The organism is Vibrio sp. bablab_jr001, from assembly GCF_016464285.1.
GTDB classification, from domain to species: domain Bacteria; phylum Pseudomonadota; class Gammaproteobacteria; order Enterobacterales; family Vibrionaceae; genus Vibrio; species Vibrio fluvialis.
The window spans coordinates 608,826-621,921 of the sequence record NZ_JACDWZ010000092.1 but is presented as its reverse complement, the minus strand read 5'-3'; the positions used below and the strand labels follow the sequence as shown (position 1 = coordinate 621,921).

Here is a 13,096-nt window from a genome sequence, read left to right as displayed (position 1 = left end):
AGCGAGTGGAAACAGACTTGGACACAAAAACACGAGATTGATATCGCGGATGAATACAGAACAAGACAACATCACAGAAAGCACTCCAAAAGTACAACCAGGTACCCTTCTTAAAGAAAAACGCGAAGCGTTAGGGTTAACGCAGAAGCAAGTGGCTGATCGTCTGAGACTGCGCGTTACCATCATTCAGAATATCGAAGAAAATAATTTCGACTCCGATTTAGTCGCCACCTTTACCCGCGGTTATTTGCGTTCGTACGCAAAAGCGGTGGGCCTTGCGGAACATCTGGTGTTGGATGCATTTGAAGAGAGTGTGACGCCTGAACCTCAAGAGCAGACCATGCAGAGTTTTTCTAAGAAAACCAAGCGTGAGAAGCATGACAGCCGCATCATGACCATAACCTGGATCATTCTGCTGGTCATCATTGGAATGTCATCACTGTGGTGGTGGCAGAACAACGAACAAGATACGCTTAAGCCGGACCAGAGTGCGGAAGCGGTATCTGCGGTCGCAGATCAAGCTGCTGCGCCTGCGACACAAGAAGTGCAACCTGAGTTCAATACCATTGAGCCTACACAGGCAGAAGCGCAATCAGACGCACAGCCTAGTGATGAGCCAACGGGCGACGAAATGGCGATGGAAGATCCCGCGCCAGCTCAAGAAGAAGCGGTTGTTGAACCACAAACCACTCCAGCAGCGCCAACTGCTGAAGCAACCTCTGGTGACCTGCTGACCATGAACTTCAGTTCAGACTGTTGGGTTCAGGTGAAAGACGCCACTGGCAAAACTCTGTCTACCGGCATCAAAAAAGCGGGTGAGACACTTAATTTACGCGGTCAGAAGCCTCTGCAAGTGATTCTTGGGGCTCCGGAAGGCGTTTCAGTCACATTTGCGAGTGAACCTATCGACCTTTCTGGGTATACTTCCGGCAAAGTAGCAAGATTCACCTTACCTTAGACAATACTATGCAACACGAGTCTCCTATCAAACGTCGCCCATCGACACGTATTTATGTGGGTGACGTGCCAATTGGCGATGGTGCGCCCATCGCCGTTCAATCCATGACCAACACTCGCACTACGGATGTGGAAGCAACTGTGGCGCAAATCAAAGCGTTGGAAAATGTGGGTGCCGACATTGTACGTGTCTCGGTTCCGACGATGGATGCCGCAGAAGCGTTTAAGCTGATCAAACAGCAGGTGTCTGTTCCTCTGGTCGCGGATATTCATTTTGACTACCGTATTGCGCTGAAAGTGGCGGAATATGGCGTTGACTGTCTGCGGATTAACCCGGGCAACATCGGCAATGAAAGCCGAATTCGCTCCGTGGTCGATTGTGCACGCGACAAAGGCATTCCGATTCGCATTGGCGTAAACGGTGGCTCGCTGGAAAAAGACATTCAGATGAAATATGGCGAACCGACCCCGGCTGCACTGGTGGAATCGGCAATGCGCCATGTCGATATTCTGGATCGACTCAATTTCGATCAGTTTAAAGTTAGCGTTAAAGCCTCCGATGTGTTCCTCGCGGTGGATTCATACCGTTTGCTGGCGAAACAGATTGATCAGCCTTTGCATCTCGGGATTACCGAAGCGGGCGGAGCTCGCGCTGGTTCTGTCAAGTCTGCGGTCGGTCTCGGCATGTTATTGGCGGAAGGGATTGGTGACACGCTGCGAATCTCTCTGGCGGCCAACCCGGTTGAAGAGATCAAAGTCGGTTTTGACATTCTGAAGTCGCTACGCATTCGTTCGCGCGGTATCAACTTTATCGCCTGCCCAAGCTGCTCACGTCAGGAGTTTGATGTGATTGGTACTGTTAACGCGCTTGAACAGCGTCTAGAAGACGTGTTGACGCCGATGGACGTCTCCATCATCGGTTGTGTGGTGAACGGGCCAGGTGAAGCGGAAGTGTCGCATCTTGGCCTGGCTGGCAGTAACAAGAAGAGCGCATTCTACGAAGATGGTGTGCGCCAGAAAGAGCGTTTTGACAACGATGACCTCGTCGATCAGCTGGAAGCAAAAATTCGCGCTAAAGCCGCTCAGTTGGATGTGAAAAATCGCATCGACATCAAGCAACAAGATTAATCTCAACGATATTACGGTAAGTACTGTGGCAAAGACTATTCAAGCAATTCGAGGCATGAACGACTGCCTCCCAACTCAGTCTCCGCTTTGGCAAAAAGTGGAAGGCATCGTGAAAAACGTAATCAGCGCGTACGGTTATAACGAAGTGCGCATGCCAATCGTTGAAGAAACAAACCTATTCAGCCGCGCTGTTGGTGAAGAGACAGACGTCGTTTCAAAAGAAATGTACACCTTTGAAGACCGTAATGGCGACAGTCTGACGCTTCGCCCTGAAGGTACTGCGGGTTGTGTACGTTCATGTATTCAAAACAGCCTGATCAACCGTGATGAACAGCGTCTGTGGTACATGGGGCCTATGTTCCGCCATGAGCGTCCGCAGAAAGGTCGTTACCGTCAATTCCACCAATGTGGTGTCGAAGTGTTTGGTCTAAATGGCCCAGACGTTGACGCCGAGCTTATCATGATGACTGCACGTCTGTGGCGTGAATTAGGCATCGACAAGCACGTTCGTCTTGAGCTGAACTCAATCGGTTCTCAAGAAGATCGTGCAGACTACCGCACAGCACTGGTTGCCTTCCTTGAGCAACATATCGATGTGCTAGACGAAGATTGTAAGCGCCGCATGCACACTAACCCACTGCGTGTTCTTGATACGAAGAACCCTGACATTCAGGCTATTTTAGGTGATGCACCGCGTCTTTCTGAGTACTTAGGTGAAGAATCTAAAGCACACTTCGCAGGTCTATGTGAACTTTTAGACGCTGCAGGTATCGAATACACGGTAAATGAGCGTTTGGTACGTGGTCTTGACTACTACAACCGTACGGTATTTGAGTGGATGACTGAAAGCCTGGGTTCACAAGGGACCGTGTGTGGCGGCGGCCGTTATGATGGTCTGGTTGAACAACTGGGCGGTAAAGCAACCCCAGCGGTTGGCTTTGCGATGGGCCTTGAGCGTCTGGTACTGATGATGGAAACCTTGGGTAACACAGACGTGCGTCGTAACGTTGATGTGTACATGGTGACTGCCGGTGAAGGTACGCTGACGGCTGGAATGAAACTGGTTGAAGAGCTACGCGAACAAGTTCCTGGACTGCGCGTGATGACGCATTTTGGCGGCGGCAACTTTAAGAAACAATTTAAACGTGCAGACAAAGTCGGCGCGGCAGTGGCTCTGGTACTGGGTGAAAACGAAGTAGCAGAGAAGACTGTAGTTCTGAAAGACCTAGCTGGCGGTGAACAAGAAACGATTTCTCAAACCGAGATTGCGGGCAAACTGGCTCATCTCGTCTAAACGCTAATTTTTGAGATTTCATACTAAGAGGACAGGAAGTGGAACTCTACGATACTGAAGAACAACAAGTTGAAGCGATCAAAGATTGGTGGAAAGAGAATGGCAAAGCCGTAATCTTTGGCGCAGTGATCGGCTTGGGTGGTTTGTTTGGCTGGCGTTTTTATCAAGATTCTGTGACGTCAGCGCAAGAGGCTGCTTCTGCAAGTTACACCAAAGCGATTCAAACTCTGGCAACCAAAGGCGTTGACGGAGAAGCGGACGTACAAAGCTTTATCGACAGCAATAATAAATCTGAGTACGCCGTACTGGCGGCTATGCAACTGGCCAAAGCGCAAGTTCAAGCGGGTAATCTCGATGAAGCTCTGGCTCAGTTAGAGTGGGCGAAAAACGCCACGGGTGATGCAGCGCTGAAACCTGTGATTACCTATCGTGTTGCGCGTCTGCAAGCAGAACAAGGCAACTTTGATGCTGCGCTGAGTGAGTTGGCGAACATTGAAGAGCAAAGCTGGACTGGCCGTGTCGCGGAGCTGCGTGGTGATATTTCTCTGCGTAAAGGTGATAAAGCGGCGGCTTATGCTGCTTACACCGAAGCGCAGCAGGCGGATGATGCAAGTCAGACGCTACAGATGAAACTGGATGATCTGGCCAAATAAGGGCACACCTTGATGAAAAAGATGTTCAACAAAGTGCTCCTGTCTGCCGCAGTTCTGGGATTGCTGGCTGGCTGTGCGGGTGAAGAAGAAAACGTCATCATGGCACCAGTGCCTGTGGTGAAAAGTGAATTTACCCCTAGTTCAGAGTGGAGTGCTTCTGTCGGTGACGGCGTGGGGCACTACTTCTCGAAACTGTCTCCGGAATACGCTTACGACAAAATCTTTGTCGCCAGTCGCGATGGCGAAGTCAAAGCACTCGATCCGGCGAACGGCAAAGTCATCTGGAAAACGAATCTGGAAAAAGATACTCCTGCGCGTTTGTCTGGCGGTATTGCTTCAGCTTACGGTCAAATCTACATCGGTAGCGAAAATGGTGAAGTCATCGCACTAAACGCAGAAACCGGTGAAGAAACTTGGCGTGTTAACGTTGAAGGTGAAGTCTTGGCCGCGCCGACCGCGGATCAAAACCAGATTATCGTGAACACCAGTCGCGGTGCGCTGGTGGCGCTCGATGAGCAAACGGGTGAGCAGAAATGGACTATCAGTACTGAAGTACCGAATCTGACGTTGCGTGGCGACAGCCGCCCTGTTGCAACATCGGGTGGTGTTTTCTGGGGTACGTCAGCCGGGCGCTTAGCGGCCGCCATTTCTGAACGTGGTCAGCTAATCTGGCAACAACCTGTTGGTCAGCCAAAAGGCGCGACAGAGATTGATCGTCTGGTGGATGTGGATTCCTCTCCATTGATTATCGGTTCTACGCTGTACACCGTGGGCTTTAATGGTCAGCTGATTGCGATTGACCTGCGTTCCGGGAACCCGATGTGGAAACGTAACTATTCATCATCAACGGATCTGGCCAGCGATGGCGGCCGACTGTTCGTCGTGACCGATAAAGATCACGTTGTTGCGGTGGATGCGCGCAGTGGTACTAAACTGTGGAGTAATGATCAGCTGCAACACCGTCTGCTTACGGCTCCGGTATTGATCAATGGTTTTGTTGTCGTGGGTGACAGCGAAGGTTACCTGCACTGGATTGACCGTAGTACAGGCGAATTCGTTGCGCAGCAAATGGTGAACGACAGCGGTTTCGCGGTAAGCCCACTCGTGCTGGACAATGGTTACCTGGTTATCAGCCGTGATGGCGATATAAAGAAACTGACGATCAAGTAATATTTCGTGATACAATTCACAAACGGCTCCTAGCTGGCAACGGTTAGGAGCCGTTTTATACTTTTCGTACTTGGAAGTGGCAGGATCGCCCGCCAAACTGCGAAATTATTTTAGAGAACCTTTGTGGTTATAGGTAAAAATTTAGCGCTTGTGAAAGAGTGTTTACCTATAACTACATAAGAAAAGAATCATTGTAGAGGTTGTTATGATACCTGTAGTTGCTCTTGTTGGGCGTCCTAACGTAGGTAAATCGACGCTATTTAACCGACTCACCCGCACACGAGATGCACTGGTAGCGGACTTCCCTGGTTTGACCCGCGACCGCAAATATGGCCAAGCAAAACTTGGCGAACATCAGTTTATCGTTATTGATACCGGCGGTATTGATGGCAGTGAAGAAGGTGTGGAAACCAAAATGGCTGCACAATCGCTGGCGGCGATTGATGAAGCAGATGTGGTGCTGTTTATGGTGGATGGCCGCGCTGGCCTGACGGTTGCGGATGAAGCGATCGCTGACCACCTACGCCGTATCGAGAAGAATGCCATTCTGGTCGTGAATAAAGTCGATGGTATCGACGCTGAAGCGGCAAGTGCAGAATTCTGGCAGCTTGGCGTTGATCAAATGTTCCAGATCGCCGCTGCTCATGGCCGTGGTGTCGGTGCTCTGATTGACCGAGCTCTGAATCCGCTTGCAGAACAAATGCAGCAGGAAGAAGCGGCACTGGAAGACCTGACCGACTTCATCGATTCTGAAGAAGAAGAGAAGCTCGATTACACCGAAGAAGAAGCGGAAGAAGCGTACAAGCGTCTGCAGGATCAACCGATCAAGCTGGCGATTATCGGTCGCCCGAACGTAGGTAAATCGACGCTGACTAACCGTATTCTGGGTGAAGAGCGTGTGGTGGTTTACGATATGCCGGGAACCACGCGTGACTCTATCTACATTCCGATGAAGCGTGATGAGCGTGAATACGTGCTGATTGACACGGCAGGTGTTCGTCGTCGTAAGCGTATCAACGAAACCGTTGAAAAGTTCTCCGTGGTTAAAACCCTGAAAGCCGTTGAAGATGCGAACGTGGTGCTGCTGGTTGTCGATGCACGTGAAAACATCTCCGATCAGGATCTGAGCCTGCTGGGCTTTGCTCTGAATGCGGGCCGTTCAATCGTGATTGCGGTAAACAAGTGGGATGGTCTGGATACAGACGTTAAAGAGCGAGTGAAGAAAGAGCTGGACCGTCGTTTGGGCTTTGTCGACTTCGCCCGTATTCACTTTATCTCAGCATTGCACGGTACGGGTGTTGGTCACTTGTTCGAATCGGTTCAGGAAGCTTACCGCTCTGCAACAACACGTGTGGGCACCTCGGTACTGACTCGTATCATGAAAATGGCGACGGACGATCACCAGCCACCATTGGTACGTGGTCGCCGCGTGAAGCTGAAATACGCGCACGCTGGTGGTTACAACCCGCCAATTATCGTGATTCACGGTAACCAGGTGAATGAACTGCCGGATTCTTACAAACGTTATCTGATGAACTACTACCGTAAGTCATTAGACATCATGGGTACGCCGATTCGTATTCAGTTCCAGAACAGTGAAAACCCATTTGAGGGTAAAACCAATAAGATGACACTGTCTCAGGAACGTAAGCGTAAACGCCTGATGAGCATGGTAAAAGATCGCAGAAAATAACAACAAAGCCCGGGTTTAGCCCGGGCTTTTTGCTATTCTGTGCCCACGAAATTCACTCTGTTTGAGAATTGTTTATGTGTTACACGCCAACGATCGTCACTTTCACTCAGTCCGTATGGACGCTCTCCAGTCAGGTACAGCGGGTTCAGCCGCTAAACAATACATTGTGTGTGGTCACACACAGCACGCCATTTCATCCGGTCAGCCATATTTGGCCCGATCATCCGGCAGATAAAGGAACGTTGACCTCCTCCAAGGGGGAATTTGAGGTGCTAGATTGCCAGGTCGGTGCTATTGAGTTGGAAACCGGCCGCTTAGAGGTTGGGCAGCAGATCCCTGTTAAACGTGATGCGCCTGGATGGGTCTTTGTGGTGGTTCATGTTATTGAGGCTGATTCGACCGCAGTGCTACTTGGCGAAACGGTAACGTTGGCGGTGAATCAGACTTACCAACAAAGTCTCAGCCGTGGTCACAGTGCAGGGCATTTGGCGTATCTGGCCCTGAATAAAGTCTTGGCAGGCGGTTATTGGCGCAAGGATGCGGATCGTAAAGACCCGCACGGCCACTGTGATTTTAATAGCTATGCTCAGGTCACCAGTTTCGTGGCAGAAGATCGCTGTGTTGATACCTACCGACTTGGTAAAACACTCCGTAAAAGGGGTTTAAACAGTGAGGATATGCTGAAAGACCTGTCGAAGATTGAAGAGCAGGTGAACCTTCAGTTAAGGCATTGGCTTCAATTAAGAGCAGACATTACCCTCTCTAGAGAGGCTGACGCTTTGACGGATTCCCGTTACTGGGAGTGTGATTTACAGGAGGGAGCGGTCGCGCGTATCCCTTGTGGCGGAACGCATGCAACGAGTTTAGCTGATTACCAAAGCATCACAGTTATGCTCAAAGTGGTCGATGAGCAACACATTGAAATGCACACTCAAGTAACCCCGTTATCGGAAGAATGATCCTTTTATTAAACTCTTTGCGTTTGGGTTTTTTAATGTAAATTTGGATTTTAAATCTGTTTAAAATCCAAAAACAGGATATGTAACTTATGCTTTCGGTGTGTGGTTATATAAATGTTCTTTTGAGGGTAGATCGCTGAACAGGATGTATAAAGCAGATGATCCGGTCTTGATCATTCTAAGAAAATGATAGCAGCACCGAAACCATAAAGCAGACTGGAATGAACTCGCTGTGATAAAGATCAAAGCAAGAGATGGGCAGATCACAGACCATGAACTGAGCGCATTAATGGAGAGACGTTATGAGTAATCTATGTCCGGCCTGTCAACAAGAGCTGGAATGGGATGGCCAGTATCACTGTACCCATTGCGAAGATCACTACAAGAAAATCGGCTATTGTCCGGATTGTGGTGCAAAGTTGGAAAAGCTGCAGGCATGCGGCGCGGCTAATTATTTTTGTAACAGTTGCAATGAACTGAAATCCAAATCGCGTGTGCGCTTTGAATTTGAAAAGCAGTAATCAATTTACGGTCGAGTGAACGTCGCCATCTGCTAAACGGGTGATCAGTTGATCGCCCGTTTTCACATCCGTCGCTTGTCGAACAATCTTACCTTGTGCGGTTTGAGTGATCGAATAACCTCGAGAAAGGGTGGCCAGTGGACTTACCGTATCGAGTTTGTCGATAAGGCGGGTAAAACGATGTTGGGACATCACCAACTGACGCTGCATCGCGTCGATCAGATTACGCTCGCGCAGAGCTAATGTATATCGTTGTTCACGCAACGTCTTCTCTGGAGACAGCAGTTGCAGGCGATGTTGCTGCTTAGCCAGATGCTGGCGAGTGCCATTGAGCTGTTTCTGTACCGCGCGCTCCAGGCGCATGCTCAGCTCATCGAGTTGTTGCTGCTGGCGCTGCAGGCGATACATGGGGTGCTGTTTATCTAAACGGTATTGCAGTTGCTTGAGGCTGACTTTTTGCTCGGCGAAATAGTGGCGCATCGCACTGGCGAGTTTGTGCTCATAGCCCTTAAACGCCTGCTTTTTATGACTGTTGTCACGGCTGACGAGTTCAGCCGCCGCTGAAGGCGTCGGTGCGCGTACATCAGCCACAAAGTCGGCAATTGTAACATCGATTTCGTGCCCGACGGCACTGATTATCGGGATCTGACTGGCTGCAATAGTGCGCGCGACAATCTCATGGTTAAAGCACCACAGATCTTCTAAAGAACCTCCGCCGCGGCCGACGATCAACACATCACACTCTTCACGTGCGTTGGCGCGTCCAATCGCTTGGGCGATCTGAATCGCGGCGTCTTCACCCTGAACCAGAGTCGGATAAATAATGATTGGTAAGCTGGGATCGCGGCGTTTGAGTACCTGCAGAATATCGTGCAGGGCAGCGCCGGTTTTAGAGGTAATAATGCCGACGCAACGTGGATGCTCTGGTAGCGGCTTTTTCAACGTCTGGGCAAACAGACCTTCTGCGGCCAGTTGCATCTTCAGCTGATCAAATTCCTGCTGCAGGCGACCATCTCCCTCTGGCTGCATGCTTTCAATGATGATTTGGTAATCACCACGCGGCTCATACAGCGATAAACGCGCTTTAACCAACACTTGCTGACCATTTTGCGGCTTAAAGCGAACCAAACGGTTACTGCCTTTGAACATCGCACATTTAACTTGTGCGCGGGAATCTTTGAGGGTCAGGTACCAGTGACCAGAGACAGGAGCGGAGAAGTTTGAGATCTCACCAAGCAGCCACACAATGCCCATTTCATTTTCCAGTAATAACCGGACTTCAGCATTGAGACGGGAAACGGTATAGATGTTTGGATTGGTCAAAGAAGGCTCGCTAATTTGCTCAGACGTGAGTATGGAAATTAGCGGCAATATAATACATATCAAGGGGGTAATTGCAAATAAAAAATAAAAAAATGAGTGGTCAAGCGATTGCTCTGGGCGTATAATCCGTCCGCAATATCTAATCCAAATGCAGCACGCCTGCACTCATTATGCGAAACGATGAGGCTTGGATTGTTCTTTTTACTCCTTATATTGTGAGATATTGCAAATGCTAAGAATTGCCAAAGAAGCGCTGACATTCGATGACGTCCTACTGGTGCCAGCACACTCCACCGTTCTCCCAAATACTGCTGATCTTCGCACTCAGCTGACGAAAAACATCCAACTGAACATCCCAATGATCTCTGCGTCGATGGATACCGTGACGGAAGCCCGTCTGGCTATCGCTCTGGCTCAGGAAGGTGGCATTGGCTTTATCCACAAGAACATGTCTATCGAGCAGCAAGCTGCCGAAGTTCGTCAGGTGAAGAAATTCGAAGCTGGCGTAGTTACCGACCCTGTCACTGTTAGCCCGGATGCAACCATTGCTGATGTGATTGCCCTGACTGAAAAGCATGGCTTTGCTGGCTTCCCAGTGGTAACGGAAAGCAACGAACTGGTGGGTATCATCACTGGTCGTGATGTTCGTTTTGTAACAGACCTATCTAAGAAAGTTTCAGCAGTGATGACTCCGAAAGAGCGTCTGGCTGAGGTAAAAGAAGGCGCAACTCGCGCTGAAGTTCAAGAAAAAATGCACGAAGCGCGTGTTGAGAAAGTACTGGTTGTGAATGATGAGTTCCAACTGACCGGTATGATCACTGCGAAAGACTTCCACAAAGCTGAACGTAAACCAAATGCATGTAAAGATGCGCGTGGCCGCCTACGTGTAGGTGCTGCGGTTGGTGCTGGCGCAGGTAACGAAGCGCGTGTTGCTGCTCTGGTTGAAGCTGGTGTTGACGTTCTACTTATTGACTCTTCACACGGTCACTCTGAAGGTGTACTAAACCGTATTCGCGAAACACGCGCAGCGTACCCAGATCTCGATATCATCGGCGGCAACGTCGCAACTGGCGCAGGTGCTAAAGCACTGATCGAAGCGGGTGTCAGTGCTGTTAAAGTGGGTATCGGCCCTGGCTCTATCTGTACGACTCGCATCGTGACTGGTGTTGGTGTACCGCAAATTACCGCGATTTCTGATGCTGCTGAAGTAGCGAATCAATACGGTATTCCAGTGATTGCTGACGGCGGTATCCGTTTCTCTGGCGATATTTGTAAAGCGATTGCCGCAGGTGCATCTTGCGTGATGGTTGGCTCAATGTTTGCGGGTACTGAAGAAGCACCAGGCGAAGTGATTCTGTACAACGGTCGTTCGTACAAAGCATACCGTGGTATGGGTTCTCTGGGCGCGATGTCTCAAGGTTCTTCTGATCGCTACTTCCAATCTGATAACGCAGCGGACAAGTTGGTTCCTGAAGGTATCGAAGGCCGTATCGCATATAAAGGTCGTCTGAAAGAGATCGTTCATCAACAGATGGGTGGTTTACGTTCAAGCATGGGTCTGACCGGTTCAGCGACGATTGAAGATATGCGTACTAAAGCAGAATTTGTACGTATCTCTGGCGCTGGTATGGCAGAGTCTCACGTACACGACGTTCAAATCACGAAAGAAGCACCAAACTATCGTTTGGGTTAATCAACGTTACGTCGATTTTTCTCTGACGAGAAAACAACGTAAACGTTTGCTTTTTCCTTGAAGCATTAATAAGAGGCGAGTACACTCGCCTCCGTTTTAATAACCTAGCTTATAAGACTGCTCAAAATGACTAAAAACATTCATGACCAACGTATTCTGATCCTGGACTTCGGTTCTCAGTACACTCAGCTGGTAGCACGCCGTGTACGTGAAATCGGTGTTTACTGTGAACTGTGGAGCTGGGATGTCGAAGAAGCGGATATTCGTGAATTCAATCCAGATGGCATCATCTTGTCTGGTGGCCCTGAAAGCGTCACTGAACTGAACTCACCTCGTGCACCACAATACGTTTTTGACTCTGGCGTACCAGTACTGGGCGTATGTTACGGCATGCAAACCATGGCGGAACAACTGGGCGGTAAAGTTGCGGGTTCAGACGAGCGCGAATTCGGTTATGCGCAGGTTAAAGTTTCTGGTGAATCATCTCTGTTCAAAGATCTAGACGCACTACAAGATGTTTGGATGAGCCACGGTGACAAAGTGGTTGAGATTCCAGCAGACTTCGTGAAAGTCGGTGAGACGGACACTTGTCCTTATGCTGCGATGGCGAACGAAGAGAAGAAATACTTCGGCGTACAGTTCCACCCAGAAGTTACTCACACCAAACACGGTAAAGAGATGCTGGAGAACTTCGTTCTTGGCGTTTGTGGTTGTGAGCGTCTTTGGACGTCGGAATCGATCATCGAAGATGCAGTCGCTCGTATTAAAGAGCAAGTAGGCGACGATGAAGTGATCCTTGGCCTATCTGGCGGTGTGGACTCTTCAGTTGTAGCTATGCTGGTTCACCGTGCAATCGGTGACAAGCTGACTTGTGTGTTCGTTGATAACGGTCTGCTACGCCTGAATGAAGGTCAGCAAGTGATGGACATGTTCGGCGATAAATTCGGTCTGAACATCATCAAAGTTGACGCAGAAGATCGCTTCCTTGATGCGCTGAAAGGCAAGTCTGATCCAGAAGATAAACGTAAAACTATCGGCCACGTCTTCGTCGATGTATTCGATGAAGAATCGAAGAAGCTGAAAAACGCGAAATGGCTGGCTCAGGGTACGATTTACCCAGACGTTATTGAGTCTGCAGCATCGAAAACCGGTAAAGCGCACGTGATTAAATCGCATCACAACGTGGGCGGTCTGCCAGAAGACATGGAAATGGGTCTGGTTGAGCCACTGCGCGAGCTGTTTAAAGACGAAGTCCGTAAGATTGGCCTAGAGCTCGGTCTGCCGTACAACATGCTTTACCGTCACCCATTCCCGGGTCCTGGTCTGGGCGTTCGTGTTCTTGGTGAAATCAAGAAAGAATACTGTGACCTGCTACGTCGCGCAGACGCTATCTTCATTGAAGAGCTTCACGCTGCCGACCTGTACGACAAAGTGTCTCAAGCATTCACTGTATTCCTGCCAGTACGCTCTGTGGGCGTAATGGGCGATGGCCGTAAGTACGATTGGGTTGTTTCTCTGCGTGCAGTAGAAACCATCGACTTCATGACTGCGCATTGGGCACACCTGCCTTACGATTTCTTGGGTAAAGTGTCTAACCGCATCATCAACGAAGTGAACGGCATTTCTCGCGTGGTTTACGATATTTCTGGTAAGCCGCCAGCAACTATCGAGTGGGAATAATCCCTGTGCGATAGCAAGCCAACTG

At 49.6% G+C, this 13,096-nt stretch carries 11 protein-coding genes; 10 read left to right on the top strand and 1 reads right to left on the bottom strand.

Features of this window, described 5'->3' with window-relative positions; all coding sequences use genetic code 11:
- Positions 1 to 49 precede the first annotated feature (49 nt).
- The 8 genes from JIG40_RS16510 to JIG40_RS16475 all read left to right on the top strand — a co-directional run bounded on the left by JIG40_RS16510 (position 50) and on the right by JIG40_RS16475 (position 8,375).
- Positions 50 to 958, top strand: a complete 909-nt coding sequence (locus JIG40_RS16510; protein ID WP_199465667.1) for a RodZ domain-containing protein — start codon at positions 50 to 52, stop codon at positions 956 to 958.
- A gap of 8 nt (positions 959 to 966) precedes the next feature.
- Positions 967 to 2,085 (top strand): flavodoxin-dependent (E)-4-hydroxy-3-methylbut-2-enyl-diphosphate synthase, encoded by a 1,119-nt coding sequence (gene ispG, locus JIG40_RS16505; RefSeq protein ID WP_020429906.1) that lies wholly within the window; start codon positions 967 to 969, stop codon positions 2,083 to 2,085.
- A gap of 25 nt (positions 2,086 to 2,110) precedes the next feature.
- A complete protein-coding gene (hisS, locus tag JIG40_RS16500) occupies positions 2,111 to 3,379 on the top strand; it encodes a histidine--tRNA ligase (RefSeq protein ID WP_020429908.1) in 1,269 nt (422 codons plus the stop codon).
- 38 nt (positions 3,380 to 3,417) lie between these two features.
- Entirely contained in the window at positions 3,418 to 4,032 is a 615-nt protein-coding gene (locus tag JIG40_RS16495; protein ID WP_199465666.1) for a YfgM family protein, read from the top strand.
- Between the two features lie 12 nt (positions 4,033 to 4,044).
- Positions 4,045 to 5,202, top strand: a complete 1,158-nt coding sequence (gene bamB, locus JIG40_RS16490) for an outer membrane protein assembly factor BamB (protein WP_199465665.1) — start codon at positions 4,045 to 4,047, stop codon at positions 5,200 to 5,202.
- A 205-nt stretch (positions 5,203 to 5,407) separates the two neighbouring features.
- Positions 5,408 to 6,895, top strand: coding sequence for a ribosome biogenesis GTPase Der (der, locus tag JIG40_RS16485; protein WP_020328155.1), 1,488 nt, complete (start codon positions 5,408 to 5,410; stop codon positions 6,893 to 6,895).
- A gap of 74 nt (positions 6,896 to 6,969) precedes the next feature.
- Positions 6,970 to 7,854, top strand: coding sequence for an alanyl-tRNA editing protein (locus JIG40_RS16480; RefSeq protein ID WP_199465664.1), 885 nt, complete (start codon positions 6,970 to 6,972; stop codon positions 7,852 to 7,854).
- A 302-nt stretch (positions 7,855 to 8,156) separates the two neighbouring features.
- Positions 8,157 to 8,375, top strand: coding sequence for a zinc ribbon domain-containing protein (locus tag JIG40_RS16475; protein WP_158146804.1), 219 nt, complete (start codon positions 8,157 to 8,159; stop codon positions 8,373 to 8,375).
- On the opposite strand, the gene xseA is transcribed toward JIG40_RS16475, so the two are convergent.
- Positions 8,376 to 9,713, bottom strand: coding sequence for an exodeoxyribonuclease VII large subunit (xseA, locus tag JIG40_RS16470; protein WP_199465737.1), 1,338 nt, complete (start codon positions 9,711 to 9,713; stop codon positions 8,376 to 8,378).
- A 214-nt stretch (positions 9,714 to 9,927) separates the two neighbouring features.
- On the opposite strand from xseA, the gene guaB reads away from it, so the two are divergent.
- Together guaB and guaA are read left to right on the top strand one after the other, a co-directional pair.
- On the top strand, positions 9,928 to 11,391 hold the full coding sequence (guaB, locus tag JIG40_RS16465; protein ID WP_020328151.1) for an IMP dehydrogenase: 1,464 nt from the start codon (positions 9,928 to 9,930) through the stop codon (positions 11,389 to 11,391).
- A gap of 126 nt (positions 11,392 to 11,517) precedes the next feature.
- Positions 11,518 to 13,071 (top strand): glutamine-hydrolyzing GMP synthase, encoded by a 1,554-nt coding sequence (gene guaA / locus JIG40_RS16460; RefSeq protein WP_020328150.1) that lies wholly within the window; start codon positions 11,518 to 11,520, stop codon positions 13,069 to 13,071.
- Positions 13,072 to 13,096: the final 25 nt, after the last annotated feature.

Excerpts from the sequence above, each read along its gene's own strand:
- JIG40_RS16510 (WP_199465667.1), top strand. The coding sequence starts at position 50 with ATGAATACAGAACAAGACAACATCACAGAAAGCACTCCAAAAGTACAA.
- ispG (WP_020429906.1), top strand. The coding sequence starts at position 967 with ATGCAACACGAGTCTCCTATCAAACGTCGCCCATCGACACGTATTTAT.
- bamB (WP_199465665.1), top strand. The coding sequence starts at position 4,045 with ATGAAAAAGATGTTCAACAAAGTGCTCCTGTCTGCCGCAGTTCTGGGA.
- der (WP_020328155.1), top strand. The coding sequence starts at position 5,408 with ATGATACCTGTAGTTGCTCTTGTTGGGCGTCCTAACGTAGGTAAATCG.
- JIG40_RS16480 (WP_199465664.1), top strand. The coding sequence starts at position 6,970 with ATGTGTTACACGCCAACGATCGTCACTTTCACTCAGTCCGTATGGACG.
- JIG40_RS16475 (WP_158146804.1), top strand. The coding sequence starts at position 8,157 with ATGAGTAATCTATGTCCGGCCTGTCAACAAGAGCTGGAATGGGATGGC.
- guaB (WP_020328151.1), top strand. The coding sequence starts at position 9,928 with ATGCTAAGAATTGCCAAAGAAGCGCTGACATTCGATGACGTCCTACTG.
- guaA (WP_020328150.1), top strand. The coding sequence starts at position 11,518 with ATGACTAAAAACATTCATGACCAACGTATTCTGATCCTGGACTTCGGT.